We start from the raw sequence: 15,800 nt of genomic DNA on the forward strand, positions 1-15,800 counted from the left end.
GCCGGGTCGGGCCGCCGGCGCAGGCCCGCGACGACAGGTGGCCGGTCGGGAGCTCGTTCCGGCGCGTCTTCGACCGACATGAAAAATAATGGAAAAGCTTGAAAAAGCTTGAAACAGACCAGAAGGCCTTCTATCGTGCTCGGACACACGCCGAACCGGTCACGGCCGGTCGGCACCGACCAGAGAGGGGATCGTGATGGTGTCGTGGGCGGTCCGCGCCGCGGTGTCCGGGGTCACGCTGAACCCGGACACGAGCAACCTTCCCGGAGGCGCCGTGCTCCAGCACCTCACCGACGGGCTGGGTGGCTGGGCGCTCGTCTTCGCCCTCGTGGGGCTGTTGATCGGCGCGGCCGCGTGGGCGCTCGGGGCCCACGCCCAGAACTACCACCAGGCCATCAACGGCAGGCGAACGGTCATGGTGTCGGGACTGGCGGCGCTCCTCATCGGCGCGGCCCCGGCGATCGTCAACTTCTTCTTCCACGCCGGGCAGGGCGTGCAGTGACCCTGCACGTCGCGCTCCCCCTGTGTCCGGGGTCGATCCCCGTCGTGGGCACCGTGTGCAACGCGGTGTCGGGCGTGGCGGGAAAAGCGGCGGGCATCGGCGCCACTGCGGTCTTCGACGCCGCCGGCGCATGGGTGTCGTCGGGGGCGGTGTGGCTCATCGGCCAGGTGGGTCACGTCATGTCGGCCACCACGAGCGACGACCTGGGGACCGGATGGTTCGGCGCGCACGAGGCGGTCATGGCGGGGCTGGCCGCCGCCGTGGTCGTCCCCATGGCGTGCTGCGCGGCGATCCAGGCGATCTACCGCCAGAGCCCGTCGATGCTGATGCGCACCTTCCTGGTCCACCTCCCGCTGTCGCTGCTGCTGACCGGAGTGGCGGTGACGCTGGTGCGCATCTCCCTGGCCGTGACCGACGCGCTGTCGGCGCGTGTCATGTCGAGTGCCGGGGTCGACACCTCCAATCTCTTCTCCGGGATGTCGGCGTTCTTCACCACCGTGGGATCCACGCCCGCCGTCCCCGCCTTCGTGGTGTTCGTGAGCGCCCTGCTCGTGTCGCTCGCCGCCCTCGTGCTCTGGCTCGAGCTCGTTGTGCGCGCCGCCGCGGTGTCGGCGGCGGTGCTGTTCCTACCGCTGGCACTGGCCGCCCTCGTCTGGCCGGCCGTGGCCCACTGGTGTCGACGGCTCGCCGACACCATCGCCGCCCTCGTGCTCTCGAAGCTGGTCATCGCGGCGGTGATCTCCCTCGCAGTAGGGGCGCTGGCCGGCGGCCTCGGGTTGTCGGGCTCGTCCTCGGGCGGGGGGTTCGGGGCCGTGATGGTCGGGATCGCGCTGCTGCTCGTGGCCACGCTGTCGCCGTTCACGCTCCTGCGACTGGTGCCGGCGGTCGAGGCCGGGGCCGTCGCCCACCTCGAGTCGACGCGGCACCGGCTGCAGTCCGCCGCCCGCGCCGTCGGTGGTCGCGGCAACCTCGCCCTGGACGAGGTGCGCAAGCTGGGGGGGCCGGGGACTGCGGCGCTGGAGGCCGCGGTCGGGACCGCGGGCGCGGTCGGGACCGCGGGCGCGGTCGGGACCGTGTCCGCGGGCGCCACGGGCTCGGTGGCAGCGACCGGCTCCGGCGGGTCCGGCGGGTCTGCCGGCTCCGGCGGGTCTGGCGGGTCTGCCGGGGCGGGCGGACCTGGCGGGTCGGATGGACCGGCCGGGTCGGGGCCGTCGGGATCGATCGCCATGAGGACCGGTCGAGCTTCCCCCGGGTTCGAGCCCGGGGACGGGGCGAGGTCTGCCGGCCAGTCCGGAGGGAGCGGGTCACGGGCCGTGGCCGGGGCGGATGCCGGCGTGCACGCCGGCCGGCGTGGCGTCAGTGACGGCACGACCGCCCCCCTCGCCACGGATCGGTCTGTCACGGACCGAGTGCCGGCCAACGGGGACGTGGACCGTGCCGGCGGGTGAGATGTCGCCGACCCGCTACCGGTTCGGGCCGCTCGAACGGCGCGGTCTCGTCGCCGGCTGGCGGGGCGGTCAGATCGCCGCCGTGGCGGTCGGGTTGGTGGTGGCCGTCGGTGTCCTCAGGGCCTCGGCGTCGCCCGCGGGCGTCGTCATGGCGCTGGCCGCCGTGGCCGTCGGTGTGGGCGTCGCCACCTGGCCGATCGTCGGGAGGACGGCCGAGGAGTGGGCGCCGGACGCGTTGCGGCATGCGCTCAGGCGCCGGCCCCGGCCCTGGCGATCGGGCCCGTTCGCCGGCGTCGACCTGATCGCCGTCGACGTCGGCGTGAGCACCGCCGGCGTCCTGTGGGACCGGGCCCGCCGCACATACACGGCGGTGCTGGCGGCGTCGGCGCCGGGCTTCGTCCTCCTCGGCGATGACGACAAGGCCCGACGCGTGGGCGCCTGGGCGGGCGTCCTGGCGTCATTGGCACGCGACGGGTCGGCGGTGCACCGCGTGCAGTGGATCGAGCGGACGCGCCCGCTCGTCCCGGCCCCCGTGCCTGGTGGCGCTGGTGCCGGGCCCCACGGCGCCGCTCTGTCCGCGCCGGGGGCTGCACCCGTGGGTGGGTCGGCACCGACGGCATCGATGACGGCTGGAGTGGCGTCGTCGAACGGGGCCGGCGTACGGGCCGCCTCCGGCCTCGACGCCGACGCCGCGGCGCGCGCCTCGTACGAGGCCCTCCTGGCCGCCGCCGACTACGGGGCGCGCCGACACGAGGTGCTGCTCGCCGTCACGGTGCACGGGGGTCGAGGAGCGCGCGCCGTGCGGGCTGCGGGTGGAGGAACGGCTGGGGCTTGCACCGTGCTCCTCCGGGAAGTTGCTGCCCTGCGGCGGCGCCTCGCCGACGCGTCGGTCGATGCCGGTACGGTCCTGGCTCCGGCGGAGCTGTCCGCCACCGTGCGCGCCGCTTTCGCGCCCGGCGGGGCCGCCGCGCCCGCCGAGGACGGGGACCGCGTCGCGACCGTGCCGTCAGCGTCGCCCGAGGAAGGCGCCAGCGCCTCGCCGGCCACCTGGCCGTGGCCCATGGGGATCGCCGCCGAGTGGGGCCGCCTGCGCGCCGACGCCACGTGGCACGCCACGTTCTGGGTGTCGGAATGGCCCCGCATCGACGTCGGGCCGGACTTCCTGGGGCCACTCGTCCTGTCCTCGGACGTCCGGCGCGCCGTGTCCGTCGTCATGGAGCCACTGGGCCCGATCGCCGCGGCGCGCAAGGTCGAGCAGGCGCGCACCGCGGACATTGCCGACGCCGAGCTGCGCCGCCGCGGCGGCTTCCTGGCCACGGCCCGGCGCCGCCGCGAGGAGGAGCTCCTGGCCCGGCGGGAGCTGGAGCTGGCCGACGGCCACGCCCAGTACCGGTTCGCCGGCTACGTCACGGTGAGCGCGCCCGACCCCGACGCCCTGGAGGAGGCCTGCGGCCGGATCGAACAGTCTGCCGGGCGCGCCGGGCTCGAGCTCCGGCGGTGCTACGGCGACCAGGCCAACGCCTTCACGTGCGCGTTGCCCCTGGGCCGGGGCCTGCCCTGATCCCGGCGCGCCCGGACGGATCACGCCATGGGGACTCCCGCGCACGAAGCCACCACGCGCCATCTCGGCGCCGCTTACCCGTTCGTCAGCGAGCCCGGCTTGGGCGCCGACGGGGTGCTCGTGGGACGCGACCTGCTCGGAGGAGCGTTCGCGTACGACCCGTTCGCCCTCTACCGACGGGGCGTGCTCACGAATCCGAACATGGTCGTCGTCGGGCAGATCGGCCGGGGCAAGAGCGCTTTCGTGAAGACCTACCTGTGGCGTCAGGCCGCCTTCGGTCGCCGGGCCTGGGTCGTGGATCCCAAGGGTGAGTACGGCGCGCTGGCCCGTGCCTGGGGCGTCGAGCCGGTGGCGGTGCGCCCGGGGGGCGACGTGCGGTTGAACCCGTTGGACGCCGTCCCGTCGAGTGCGGCCCGCGCCGGCGGCGAGCCCGGTGGGGACCAGGTGGACCGCCATCGGTCCGAGCTGCTCTCCTCGCTGGCGGCGGCGAGCCTCGGACGCCCACTCCTGCCGACCGAGCGCAGCGCACTGGAGCTGGCCGTGGCCGACGCCTCGGCGTTGCCGCATGGCCCGGCGCACCGCGGCGCCCCGCCACCGGGGCCCACGCTCCCGACGGTGGTGGACGCGCTGCTGCGCCCGACGGCCGCCGCGGCGCGCACCGTCGGCACCGACGCCGCCGGGTTGGCCGCCGACGGCCGGCACGTGGCGCTCGAATTGCGTCGCCTGGTCGCCGGCGATCTCCGGGGCATGTTCGACGGGCCGACGTCTCGGGGGATCCGGCTCGACGCCCCGCTCGTCGTCCTCGACCTCTCCGCCGTCTACCACTCCGCCGCGCTCGGCGTGCTGATGACGTGCGCCACCGCGTGGTTGCAGGCGGCCCTGGCCGCCGGTGCCGCCGACACTGCCGTCGGCACGACCGGCACCGACGGCGGCGTTGTGCTGGTCGTCGACGAGGCGTGGGCCATCCTCGCCAACCTCGGCGTGGCGCGCTGGCTCCAGTCGTCGTGGAAGCTGTCGCGCGCCCGGGGTGTGGCCAATGTCGCCGTGCTCCACCGCCTGTCGGACCTCGAGACGACAGGGGCGGCCGGCTCGGAGCAGGTCGGCCTGGCCCAGGGGCTGCTCGCCGATTCGGAGACACGGGTCGTGTACGCCCAACCCCCGGGCGAGGTCGAGCGCGCCGCGTCACTGCTGGGCTTGTCGTCCACCGAAGTCGAGCTCGTGCCCCATCTGCGTCGCGGCGTGGCGCTGTGGAAGGTGGGCACGCGGTCCTTTCTGGTGGAGCACCGCCTGTCACCCCACGAAGCGACCATCGTCGATACCGACGCCCGCATGGGTGGCGGCGGTGGCAGCGCGCCCAGCGCACCCGGCGCGCACGGTGCCATCGCCCCTGATCGGTCCGACCGGTGAGCGGGCTCGTGCCGGTCGTCCTGGCGGTGGCGGCGGGATGGGGCGTGGTGGTGTCCCGGAGCGGGGGGCGCGCCGGGTCGTTCGGACACCGGCGTCCGGGCCCGGCGCAGGGCGCGCCGGGACGGTCCGTCCTGCCGGGCCGGACGCGGTGGGGTGCGGCTCGCTCCCGGCCCGACGACGACCCGGCTCGCTGGGCCACGCCCCGCGATGCCCGTCCCTTGGCCGTACGCGGGCCCACGCCTGGCCGGCTGTCGCTCGGTGTGGCGCGCCGTCGGTTGCTGGCGGCCGAGCGCGGTCACTCCGTGCTCGTCGTCGGACCGACCCAGAGCCGCAAGACGAGCGGCTTCGCCGTGCCCGCCATCCTCGAGTGGGCGGGGCCCGTGGTGGCGGCGTCGGTGAAGTCCGACCTCGTCCGCAACACCATGGCCTGGCGCCGCCGGTGCGGACGGGTGTCGGTGTACGACCCGATGGCCGTGACCGGGCTGGCGCGGGCGTCGTGGTCCCCGCTCCAGGCGGCGGTGACATGGGAGGGCGCACGCCGCATCGCGCAGTCGCTGACCGAGGTGGCCCGGTCCTCGGCGGGATCGATGACCGACGGCGACTTCTGGTACTCGACGGCGGCCAAGCTCCTCGCGCCGCTGCTGCTGGCCGCCGCCGCCTCGGGCCGGACGATGGCGGACGTCGTCCGCTGGATCGACACCCAGGAGGTGGACGAGGTCTACGACGCCCTCATGATGTCCGGCGACGGCCCGGCCCTCCAGGCGGCCCGGGCCTCGTGGGCACGCGACGACCGCCAGCGCAGCGCGGTCTACACGACGGCGGAGACGGTGGTGGAGGTCTTCGCCGACCCCGTGGTGGCGACCTCCGAGTGCCAACCACGTGCCGACGCCGGCGCTGACTGCGCCGCGGGCGCCGCGGGCGCCGCGGGCGCCGCGGGCGCCGGTGCGAGCCCGGCCGCCGTGGCGGGGGAGGCGTTCGACCCGGTGCGCATGCTCGACGAGTCCGGCACGCTCTACCTCTGCGCGCCGGCACACGATCAGCGCCGGCTCCGTCCGGTGTTCGCCACCCTGGTCGCCCAGGTGGTCGAGGCCGCCTACGAGCGCGCCTCGAGGCTCGGGTCGCCCCTCGACCCGCCCCTCCTCGTGGTGCTCGACGAGGCCGCCAACGTCGCCCCCCTGGCCGAGCTCGACGTGCTGGCGTCGACGGCGGCCGGCCATGGCGTGCAGCTCGTGACGGTCTGGCAGGACCTCGCCCAGGTGCACGCCCGCTACGGCGCGCGGGCGGGGAGCGTCGTGAACAACCACCGGGTGAAGGTGTTCCTGTCGGGCATCGCCGATCCCGGCACGCTCGAGCACGCCAGCGCGCTGATCGGCGACACCGAGCGTCGCTCGGTGACGACCACGGTCGACGGGTACGGCGCCGCCTCGGTGACCGAGTCCCCGGCCTTCCGGCGGCTGGCGCCCGCAGACGCCCTGCGGCGCATCCGCCCCGGTGAAGGAGTGGTGGTGTCCGGCCACCTCCCGCCGATCCGGCTCGCCCTGCGCCCCTGGCAGGACGATCGTGCACTGCGGGCACGCGCCGAGGCCGACGCCACGTAGGCGGCTACCGTGGCCCCGTGGTCGACGAGGCAGCGCCCGGCACCGCCCAGCCCGGCTTGGCGGAGCTGGTGGCCCAGCGCACCGCGCAGTTCCACGAGGCGGCGCGCACCGTGCGCGACGCGGCCGAAGCCGCCGGCACCCTCGTCTGGGACCCCTACGACCCGGCCTGGGTCGCGGACCCCTACGGCGTCTATGCCGCCCTGCGCCGGGACAACCCCGTGCACCGCAACGCCCTCGGGTTCTGGGTATTCACCCGGCACGCCGACTGCCTGGCCGTGCTGCGCGACCGGCGGTCGAGCAGCGACGGCCGCAACGTCGACGGCGGCTCGGTCGTCCCGCTGCGCGCCGACGAGTTCGGGCCACGGTCGGGGCCCGAGACCATGCTCGCCGAGATGGCGCCGTTCCTGTTCCGCGACCCGCCGGACCACACGCGCCTGCGCGGCCTGGTGCAGAAGGCCTTTACGCCCCGCGTCGTCGAGGGTCTGCGGCCCCGGGTGGAGGAGATCTGCGACGAGCTGCTCGACGCCGCCTTGGCGCGCGGGGAGGCGGACCTGGTCGCCGACTACGCCTACCCGCTGCCCGTGCAGATCATCGTGGAGATGCTCGGCGTCCCCGCCGAGGACCACGAGCAGTTCCGCGTGTGGTCCGACGCGCTGGCGAGGGGCCTCGACCCCGACTTCCTGCTCCCGCCGGAGGCCGTGCAGCAGCGCCTGGGGGCCATCCTGTCGTTCGTGCAGTACTTCGCCTCGCTCATCGAGCAGCGCCGCACGCGCCCGGGCGAGGACCTGCTCAGCCGGTTGATCGCCGCCGAGGAGCAGGGCGACGTGCTCACCCAGGGAGAGCTGCTCTCCACGTGCATCCTGCTGCTCGTGGCCGGCCACGAAACGACGGTGAACCTGGTGTCGGGTGGGGCGCTGGCGCTCATGGAGCATCCCGACCAGCTGGCCCGGTTCCGCGACGACTTGTCCGTGATGCGCAGCGGCGTGGAGGAGATGCTGCGCTTCGTGCCCCCGGTGCAGCTGACGGGGCGGGTGGCGCTCGAGGACATGGAGGTCGGGGGGGCCCGCATCGCCGCCGGCGAGTTCTCCATGCTGCTCATCGGGTCGGCCAACCGCGACCCCGACGCCTTCGACGATCCCGACACCTTCGACGTGGGCCGCGCCGACAACAACCACCTGGGCTTCGGCTTCGGCATCCACCACTGCCTCGGCGCGCCGCTCGCCCGGCTCGAGGCGCAGATCGCGCTGCCCGCCCTGCTGCGCCGGGCCCGGCGCCTGGAGCGCACCACCGACCAGCTGCTCTACAAGGAGAACATCGTGTTGCGGGGGCTGCAGGCCCTTCCCGTCAGCCTGTCGGCCTGACCGGACCGTCCGCACCGGCCGGCGGCACGAGCGGGACCGGCGCAGGATCAGAGCGGGGCGCCCGGCGCCACCAGGGGCCAGGGGCGCTCGCGCTCGGCGATCAGGGCCAGGTCGAGCAGCAGCTCCTCCTGGTGGTGCCGGCCGATGACCTGCATCCCCACGGGCAGCCCGTCGAAGGTGCCGACCGGGATCGACACCGCCGGGTTCCCGTTGAAGTTGGCGGGGAAGGTGAGGTTCCCCTGGTTGGCGCCCACCCGCATGATGTCGCCGAACTTCTCCATGAGGTCGACGTCGCCGACCGTCACGGGCACGGGCCCTTCGGCGGTGAAGGCCACGTCGGGGTTGGTCGAGGCGAAGATGAAGTCGACGTCGTCGAGCAGGTCGGCCATCACCTCGTGTGCCTCCACCCGGAACCGCTCAGCGGCGGCGGCCATGGCGAGGTCGTAGTGGTGGGAGGCGATGTTCATCCCCAGCATGATCTCGCCCGTGAGGTCCTGCTCGCACGCCGGGTACCGCTCCCCGAGGTCAGCGGCCAGCGTCACGAGATTGGACATGGCCCATTCCATGAGCGCCGACGGGAACGACACCACCACGTCCACGCGGGCCAGCCCGGCGTCGGCGACGAGCGCCTCGGCGGCCGAGGCGACACGCGCCGCGACCTCGGGGTGCACCACCGCCACGCCCAGGTCGACGGCGATCACGGCCCGCTTGCCGCGCAGGTCCTGGCGGTGGCTCCCGAGGCCGGCCTCCCACCCCTCGACGCGCGGCAGGCTGAGAGTGTCGTGCGGGTCGTAGCCGTTGCACACGTCGAACCACCGCGCCGTGTCGCGCACCGACCGGCTGATGCACCCGAGCGTGACGGTGTGGGGGATCTGGTGCGTGAACGGGCCCTTGGGGATGCGCCCGAAGTTCGACTTCAGGCCGAACATGCCCGTGAAGCCGGCGGGGATGCGGATCGACCCGCCCCCGTCACCGCCCGACGCGATGGGCACGAGGCCGCCGGCGACCGCCGCCGCCGACCCGCCCGAGGAGCCCCCCGGCGTGCGCTCGAGGTTCCACGGGTTGCGCGTGGTGCCGTGCAGCTTGGTGTGGGTGACGTTGATGCCGCCGAACTCGCTGGAGGTGGTCTGGCCCGCCAGGACGGCCCCGGCGTCGACGAGCCGGTGGACGTGGGTGCTCGTGTGGTCGGCCACCCGGTCGGCGTAGACGAGGGACGCTTCGGTGTAGGGCCAGCCTGCGACGGGCTCGAGCTCCTTGATCCCCACCGGCAGCCCCCCGAAGGGAAGCGACACGTCCGCCTGCGCCGCGACCCGGCGGGCCGCCTCGGCGTCGACGTGGCTGAAGGCGTTCAGGCCCGAGCGCTCGACGGCGGCCAGGGTGGCGTCGAGCGCCTCCAGGGGGCTGATCTCGCCCTTGCGGAAGGAGTCGACGAGCGAGCAGGCGTCCCCGGTCCACGGTGCGTCGGTCATGGCGCGGAGGCTACCGCGCACGGTCGGGAACGGCTCGGGCCCGCCGGCGGTCACGGACCGGCCGGCGTCAGGGAAGCACGCGGTCGGGGGCCTGGGCACCACGCGGCCGGCCGGCGGGGCCTGCGCTTGTAAGGTGCGCGCATGGAGCCGCACCGGTCCGGGCCTGCCGATCCCACGGACACGGCGGGCGCCGTGGGCACCGCCCCGGCCCCCGGCGCTCCCCCCGCCTTCTACGACGTGGTCCATCGCCGGCGCGACGTGCGGGCCGAGTTCAGCGGCGAGCCCGTCGACGAGGAGGTCCTCGCCCGGGTGCTGGGGGCCGCCCACAGCGCTCCCAGCGTGGGCCTGTCGCAGCCGTGGGACTTCGTCCTCGTCACCGACGACGCCGTCCGGCGCGCGTTCTGGGCGCATGTCCAGGAGGAGCGCAGCACCTTCGCGGCGTCCCTCGAAGGCGAGCGCGCCGAGCGGTTCGCCGGCATCAAGATCGACGGGATCCTCGAGGCGAGCCTGTCGGTGGTGGTGACCTACGACCCCGCTCGCGGGGCGCCGGGCGTGCTCGGCCGCCACGCCATCGCCGACGCCGGCCTGTACTCGGTGTGCCTCGCCATCGAGAACATGTGGCTGGCGTGCACGGCCGAGGGCTGGGGCATGGGGTGGGTGTCGTTCTACCGGGAATCCTTCCTGCGCGAGCTGCTGCACATCCCCGACGGTGTCCGGCCGGTGGCGTGGTTGTGCGTGGGCCCGGTGGGAACGCTGCAGGACACCCCCGACCTCGAGCGCCACGGCTGGCGGTCGCGCCTGCCCCTCGACGCGGTGTTGCATCTCGACCACTGGGAGATCGGCGGCGCCGAGGCGCTGCACACCGCGGCCGGGGGACGCGCCGTCGACACCGCCGCCGGGGGGCGCGCCGTCGACACCGCGGCCGGGGGGCGCGCCGTCGACACCGCGGCCGGGGGGCGCGCCCTCGACACCGCGGCCGGGGGGCGCGCCCTCGACACCGCGGCCGGGGCTGGACGAGGAGGCGCACGATGACCGAGCAGCCCACCCCGAGCCGGTCCCCCGAGGCCCCGCTGACCCTCGCCATCGACATCGGGGGGACGGGGCTCAAGGCGTCGGTGCTCGACGCCACCGGGGCGATGGTGGCCGACCGCGTCGTGGTGCGGACCACGTACCCGTGCCCCCCGGCGACGATGATCGACGACCTCGTGGCGCTGGTCGCCCCGCTCCCGTCCGCCGACCGGGTGTCGGCGGGATTCCCGGGGATGGTGCGCAACGGGCGTGTGCTGTCGGCACCGCACTTCATCACCGAGCACGGCCCGGGGACCACGATCGACCCGGTGCTCGTCAAGCTGTGGTCGGGGTTCGACCTCGCCGGGGGGCTCTCGAAGCGCCTGGGCCGGCCCACCCGGGTCGCCAACGACGCTGACGTCCAGGGCGCCGCCGTCGTGACCAGAAGAGGGCTCGAGCTCGTCGTGACCCTCGGCACGGGCGTCGGGACCGCTTTCTTCTACGACGGCCGCCTGCTGCCGCACCTGGAGTTCGCCCATCACCCCTTCCTGAAGGGCGACACCTACAACGAGCAGATCGGCGACGCGGCGCGCAAGGCCATCGGCAACGCCCGCTGGAACAAGCGCGTGCGCAAGGCCATCGTCACGCTGCGGGCGCTGTCGTTCTTCGACCACTGCTTCATCGGGGGCGGCAATGCCAAAAAGCTGCATGCCGGCCTCGGCGACGATGTTTCCATCGTGGACAACACCGCCGGCATCCTCGGGGGGATCCGGCTGTGGGACGAGTCCCACATCGCGCTATGACCGACGTCACGGGCGAGCGGCCCGGGCGCGAGGAGATGGAGCAGCTGGGGCGCCGGCGGCGGCGGCGGGCCATCCGGGGGCTGTCGTTGCTCGTCCTACTGGTGGTCGTCCTCGTCTTCGTGGTGCAGAACTCCCAACCCGTGCGCGTGCACTTCTGGTTCGTGAACCGCCATCCGCGCCTCATCTGGGTGGTACTCGCCTGCCTCGTTCTCGGCACGGTGTTCGGCTACGTCCTGGGTGGTCCCGAGCGCAAGGCCACGCGCCGGGCGCGCCGCCAGGAGAAGCAGGCCGAGCGCCAGCGACGCAAGGGCCGGATCCAGGGCTCCGACGCACCACCGGCCTAGCGGCAGTGCCCTGACACGTCGTCGGCACCCGGTAGGTTTCGGCCCGTGCGGGCGGTGACCATCGGGGACGGTGAGCTGCGCTGGGCGGAGCACCCCGACCCCGAGCCCGGTGACACCGACCTCCTGGTCGCGGTGCGGGCCGCCGGGGTCAACGCCGCCGACCTCATGCAGCGCGTCGGCCTCTACCCCGCACCCCCGGGGTCCCCGCCCGACATCCCCGGCATGGAGCTCGCCGGCGAGGTGGTCGCCACCGGCCGCCGGACGTCGCGCTTCTCGGTCGGCGACCGCGTCATGGCGGTGGTGGGCGGGGGCGCGCAGGCCGAGCTGGCCCTGGTGGACGAGCGCGGGGCCATGGCCGTGCCGGGCGGCCTGCCGTGGCCCGAGGCCGGTGGGTTCCCCGAGGTGTTCTCCACCGCCCACGACGCCCTGTTCGCCCAGTGCGGCATGTCCGTCGGCGACCGCGTGCTCGTCACCGGCGCCGCCGGGGGCGTGGGGACGGCCGGGGTGCAGCTGGCGGCCGCCGCCGGGGCCCGCTGCGTGGCGTCGGTGCGCCGTGAGGAGCTGCGCGCCGGCGTGCTCGCGCTGGGGGCGGCGGAGGCGGCCGCTCCCGACGACGCCCTCGGCTTCGGGCCGTTCGACGTCGCCCTCGAGCTCGTGGGCGCCGCCAGCATCACCGGCGTGCTCGGCGCCATGGCCACGTCGGGCCGCATCTCGGTGATCGGCGTGGGCGGCGGTGCGCGCGCCGAGATCGATCTCCTCACCGTCATGCGCGGGCGGCTTCAGGTGAGCGGCTCCACGCTGCGGGCCCGCTCCCCGGTCGAGAAGGCCGCCGTGGCCGCCGCCGTCGAGGCGCACGTGGTGCCGCTCCTGCAGGCCGGCACGGTGCGCGTGCCGGTGGCGGCCACCGTGCCCATGGAGCGCGCCACCGAGGCCTACGAGCGCTTCGCCCGGGGGGGCAAGCTCGGCAAGATCGTCCTGGTGGCGCCCGGCCCCTGACGCGCCGGCGCGTCGGGCCCCTACGGCGGCGTGCCGTCGGGCCGCTCCCGCGCCGTGCCATCGGGCCGGTCCCGCGCCGTGCCATCGGGCCGCTCCCGCGCCGTGCGCCGCGCCAGCTCGCCGAGGCCGTCGGGGGTCGCCGGCAGCACGCACGCGCCGTCCCGGTCGCGCAACCACGCCAGGTTGCGCCGGTGGAGGTCCGACGACGCGTCGAAGCGGTTCAGCACGACGACGGGGACGAGGGGAGGCCGGCCGTCGCGGCGAACGTCGGTGAGTGCGCGCACGCTGAGGCGCACGGCGTTGACGGTGCCGAGCCCGGCGTCGGCCACGAGCACCACGCCGTCGGGCCCGATGGCCCGCACCATGTCCGTGGTGTCGCCGTCGTCGGCCTGCGGCGAGCGCACACCACCGGCCATCTCCACCAGCCCCACGTCGGTGCCGGCCGGCGGCCAGGCGAGCTCACCCACCAGGTCCGCCAGCGTGGGCGGGGGGAGGCCCAGCGCGTCGGCGGCCATGGGCGGCGCCAGCGGCACCCGGTACGAGCGTCCCGGCCGGCACACCGTGGCGGGCTCCTCGCCGCTCGCCGCCCCGAGCACCTCGGCGTCGGTGGGTCCCGCACCCTCGGCGAACGACTGGGCCGGCTTGCGGGCGGCCACCGACAGGCCCGCGACGCGCCAGGTCTCGAGCAGCCGGGCGGCCACCCACGTCTTGCCCACGTCGGTGCCGGTGCCCGCCACCAGGACCACGACCGCCGGACGCGGCCCGGTCACGGGTGGTGCGGCGACTCGGTGCCCGGCGGCCCGAAGGCGGCCCGCACCTCGCCGAGGGCCTCCAGGAGCAGGGTCACGTGCGCGCTGGTGTGCGCGGCCGACAGGGTGATGCGCAGGCGCGCCGTCCCCACCGGGACCGTGGGCGGCCGGATGGCCGGCACCCACACCCCCTGGGCGCGCAGGGCGGCCGAGGCCGCCACGGCCCGGTCGTCGTCGCCGAGCACGACGGGGACGATGGGGCTCGGGTGGCCCGGGGCCACGCGGGCGACGTGGTTGGCGAGCCGCGTGCGCAGCCGGTCGCCCTCGGCCGTCTGCACCAGGCGCACCGCCGCCAGCGCGGCGGCGGCGTCGGGCGGAGTGAGCGCGGTCGTGAAGATGTAGGAGCGGGCGCGGTTGACGACGAGGTCCACGAAGGCGCGCGGTCCCGCCACGAAGCCGCCCAGCGACCCGAGCGTCTTCGACAGCGTGCCCACCCGCAGGACGTCGACCCCGCCGAGGTCGGCCGCCGGGTCGGGGCCCAGCACGCTGTGGGCCTCGTCGAGCACGAGCAGCGCGCCGTGGCGCCGGCAGGCGGCCGCCAGCTCCGCCACCGGGGCCACGTCGCCGTCCATGGAGAAGACCACGTCGCTCACGACGAGCGCTGGCCCCGTCGCCGCGCGCAGCAGCGCCTCGAGGTGGTCGGTGTCGCGGTGGCGGTAGACGGCGACCTCGGCGCGCGACATGCGGGCCCCGTCGATGATCGACGCGTGGTTGAGCTCGTCGGAGCAGATGCGCACGCCGCTGTCGCCGAAGGCACCGAGCACCCCCAGGTTGGCGCCGAACCCGGTGGGGAAGGCCGCGGCCCGCTCGGTCCCCTTCCAGGCGGCCAGCGCCGACTCGAGCTCGTCGTGCACGGGGCGCGACCCGGTGACGAGGCGGCTCGCCCCCGAGCCGGTCCCCCAGTGGTCGAGGGCCTCGTGGGCGGCGGCCACCACCGTCGGGTGCACCGACAGCCCGAGGTAGTCGTTGGACGCGAAGGCGACGACCTTGTCGCCCGTCTCGGTGAGGACGCCTTCGGGTCCCCGGGCGTCGAAGGTCACGGGGCTGCGCCACCGTCCCTCGGCCTGCAGGCGCGCGGCGCGGGCCGCCACCAGCGTGGACCACAGGCTCACCGCGCCCGACCCGGGGTCGGGCGTCACCGGTCGGTGCCTGCGGCCACCTCGGCCACCGTCGACAGTGCCTCGGCCAGGGTGGACACGATGCGGGCGATCTCGTCGTCGGTGGTCGTGAGCGGCGGCATGATGACGACCACGTCGCCGAGCGGGCGCAGGAGCACACCGCGGGCCACGGCCGCCGCGCACACCCGTCGGCCCCATCGCAGCCCGGGCGCCGGCGGCGCCAGCTCGACGCCCACCATCAGCCCGCGCTGGCGCACCGCGCCCACGGCCGGGTGCGGGGCCACCGCGTCGTCGAGCGCGGCCGCCAGCTGCTCGGCGCGCGCCGTGACGTTGGCGAGCACCGCGGGCCGCGTCACCAGGCGCAGGTGCTCGAGGGCCACGGCCGCCGCCAAGGCGTTCCCCGCGTAGGAGTGCCCGTGGTAGAAGGTGCGCGGGCCGAGGTCCTCGCCCAGAAAGGCGTCGTAGACGTGGCCCGCGGCCACCGTCGCCGACATCGGCAGGTAGCCGCCGGTGAGGCCTTTGCCCATGCACAACAGGTCGGGCCGCGTGCCGCTCCACTCGCAGGCGAACAGCCGGCCGGTGCGGCCGAAGCCGGTGGCGACCTCGTCGGCGATGAGCAGCACCCCGGCCCGGCGGCACGCGGCCGCGAACCGGGCCACCTCGCCGGGGTCGGTCACCAGCATGCCCGCCGCCCCCTGCACGAGCGGCTCGAGCACCGCCGCGGCCAGCTCCCCGGCGTGGGCGTCCACGGCGGCGACGGCCTTGACCGCCCACCCCGGGTCGTCGTAGCCGGGGGTGCGCACCACGGGGAAGCGCAGCGGGTCGAAGACGTCGGTGCCGAAGCCGCCGTCGCCGAGCGACAGGCCCCCCACGGTGTCGCCGTGGTAGGCGTTGCCCAGTGCGAGGTAGCGATCGCGGCCCTCGACCCCCTGGTTGGTCCAGTACTGAACGGCGATCTTGAGCGCCTGCTCCACCGCCGAGGCTCCGTCGGAGGCGAACAGGAAGTGCGGCGCGTCCACCGGCACCACCGCGGCCAGGGCCTCGGCCAGCTCGACCACCACCCGGTTGCCGTTGCCGAGGAGGGTGGAGTGGGCGACCCGGTCGAGCTGGCGGCGCAGGGCGGCGTCGAGCTCGGGGACGCCGTGGCCGAGGGTGGTGACCCACAGCGACGAGATGGCGTCGAGGTAGCGCCGACCCTCGACGTCCACGAGCTCCCGCCCCTCGGCGTGGTCCACGATCACCGGGGCGTTGTCGCCGTAGGCGGCCATCTGGGTGAACCCGTGCCACACCACGGCCGCGTCGCGTGCCGCCCAGTCGGTCGTGTCGGCCGACTCCCCCCGGCCCGCGATCGGTGTCACCGCCGTGGAGTCTCTCCC

Annotated in this window: 14 protein-coding genes; 10 read left to right on the forward strand and 4 right to left on the reverse strand. The window is 75.3% G+C overall.

From position 1 onward, the window contains the following. Window positions 1–196: 196 nt before the first annotated feature. The 6 genes from VMV22_04915 to VMV22_04940 are packed head-to-tail and all read left to right on the forward strand — an operon-like array spanning window position 197 to window position 7,877. A complete protein-coding gene (locus VMV22_04915; GenBank protein ID HUY21661.1) occupies window positions 197–502 on the forward strand; it encodes a DUF6112 family protein in 306 nt (101 codons plus the stop codon). After that, the gene (locus tag VMV22_04920; protein HUY21662.1) at window positions 499–1,950 is read left to right on the forward strand and encodes a hypothetical protein; all 1,452 of its coding nucleotides are present in this window, start codon (window positions 499–501) and stop codon (window positions 1,948–1,950) included. Before VMV22_04915 ends, VMV22_04920 begins: the two co-directional genes overlap by 4 nt. Continuing rightward, window positions 1,937–3,511, forward strand: coding sequence for an SCO6880 family protein (locus tag VMV22_04925; GenBank protein HUY21663.1), 1,575 nt, complete (start codon window positions 1,937–1,939; stop codon window positions 3,509–3,511). The genes VMV22_04920 and VMV22_04925 overlap by 14 nt, the downstream gene beginning before the upstream one ends. A 27-nt stretch (window positions 3,512–3,538) precedes the next feature. Beyond that, on the forward strand, window positions 3,539–4,918 hold the full coding sequence (locus VMV22_04930; GenBank protein ID HUY21664.1) for a hypothetical protein: 1,380 nt from the start codon (window positions 3,539–3,541) through the stop codon (window positions 4,916–4,918). After that, window positions 4,915–6,516, forward strand: coding sequence for a type IV secretory system conjugative DNA transfer family protein (locus VMV22_04935; protein ID HUY21665.1), 1,602 nt, complete (start codon window positions 4,915–4,917; stop codon window positions 6,514–6,516). Before VMV22_04930 ends, VMV22_04935 begins: the two co-directional genes overlap by 4 nt. A 17-nt stretch (window positions 6,517–6,533) precedes the next feature. After that, window positions 6,534–7,877, forward strand: a complete 1,344-nt coding sequence (locus tag VMV22_04940) for a cytochrome P450 (GenBank protein ID HUY21666.1) — start codon at window positions 6,534–6,536, stop codon at window positions 7,875–7,877. Window positions 7,878–7,924: 47 nt separating this feature from the next. Here VMV22_04940 and VMV22_04945 read toward each other — a convergent pair whose 3' ends face one another. Then, on the reverse strand, window positions 7,925–9,346 hold the full coding sequence (locus VMV22_04945; protein HUY21667.1) for an amidase: 1,422 nt from the start codon (window positions 9,344–9,346) through the stop codon (window positions 7,925–7,927). 141 nt (window positions 9,347–9,487) lie between these two features. Here VMV22_04945 and bluB point away from each other — a divergent pair, with 141 nt between their 5' ends. Genes bluB through VMV22_04965 form a run of 4 tightly spaced genes read left to right on the forward strand, consistent with a single transcriptional unit; the run spans window position 9,488 to window position 12,497 of the window. Continuing rightward, complete coding sequence (bluB, locus tag VMV22_04950; protein HUY21668.1) at window positions 9,488–10,378, forward strand: 5,6-dimethylbenzimidazole synthase; 891 nt, start codon at window positions 9,488–9,490, stop codon at window positions 10,376–10,378. Then, the gene (locus VMV22_04955) at window positions 10,375–11,157 is read left to right on the forward strand and encodes an ROK family protein (GenBank protein HUY21669.1); all 783 of its coding nucleotides are present in this window, start codon (window positions 10,375–10,377) and stop codon (window positions 11,155–11,157) included. Before bluB ends, VMV22_04955 begins: the two co-directional genes overlap by 4 nt. Then, complete coding sequence (locus VMV22_04960) at window positions 11,154–11,501, forward strand: LapA family protein (GenBank protein ID HUY21670.1); 348 nt, start codon at window positions 11,154–11,156, stop codon at window positions 11,499–11,501. Before VMV22_04955 ends, VMV22_04960 begins: the two co-directional genes overlap by 4 nt. A gap of 45 nt (window positions 11,502–11,546) precedes the next feature. Next, window positions 11,547–12,497, forward strand: coding sequence for a zinc-binding dehydrogenase (locus tag VMV22_04965; GenBank protein ID HUY21671.1), 951 nt, complete (start codon window positions 11,547–11,549; stop codon window positions 12,495–12,497). 20 nt (window positions 12,498–12,517) lie between these two features. Here VMV22_04965 and VMV22_04970 read toward each other — a convergent pair whose 3' ends face one another. Genes VMV22_04970 through bioA form a run of 3 tightly spaced genes read right to left on the reverse strand, consistent with a single transcriptional unit; the run spans window position 12,518 to window position 15,782 of the window. Then, the gene (locus tag VMV22_04970; GenBank protein HUY21672.1) at window positions 12,518–13,267 is read right to left on the reverse strand and encodes a dethiobiotin synthase; all 750 of its coding nucleotides are present in this window, start codon (window positions 13,265–13,267) and stop codon (window positions 12,518–12,520) included. Continuing rightward, entirely contained in the window at window positions 13,264–14,445 is a 1,182-nt protein-coding gene (locus tag VMV22_04975; protein ID HUY21673.1) for an 8-amino-7-oxononanoate synthase, read from the reverse strand. Before VMV22_04975 ends, VMV22_04970 begins: the two co-directional genes overlap by 4 nt. Next, entirely contained in the window at window positions 14,442–15,782 is a 1,341-nt protein-coding gene (bioA, locus tag VMV22_04980; GenBank protein HUY21674.1) for an adenosylmethionine--8-amino-7-oxononanoate transaminase, read from the reverse strand. Before bioA ends, VMV22_04975 begins: the two co-directional genes overlap by 4 nt. Between the last annotated feature and the right edge of the window lie 18 nt (window positions 15,783–15,800).

Source organism: Acidimicrobiales bacterium (assembly GCA_035531755.1).
Lineage (GTDB): Bacteria > Actinomycetota > Acidimicrobiia > Acidimicrobiales > UBA8190 > DATKSK01.

Coding starts and splice junctions, on each gene's coding strand:
- VMV22_04915 (HUY21661.1), top strand. CDS start 197: ATGGTGTCGTGGGCGGTCCGCGCCGCGGTGTCCGGGGTCACGCTGAAC.
- VMV22_04930 (HUY21664.1), top strand. CDS start 3,539: ATGGGGACTCCCGCGCACGAAGCCACCACGCGCCATCTCGGCGCCGCT.
- VMV22_04945 (HUY21667.1), bottom strand. CDS start 9,346: ATGACCGACGCACCGTGGACCGGGGACGCCTGCTCGCTCGTCGACTCC.
- bluB (HUY21668.1), top strand. CDS start 9,488: ATGGAGCCGCACCGGTCCGGGCCTGCCGATCCCACGGACACGGCGGGC.
- VMV22_04955 (HUY21669.1), top strand. CDS start 10,375: ATGACCGAGCAGCCCACCCCGAGCCGGTCCCCCGAGGCCCCGCTGACC.
- VMV22_04960 (HUY21670.1), top strand. CDS start 11,154: ATGACCGACGTCACGGGCGAGCGGCCCGGGCGCGAGGAGATGGAGCAG.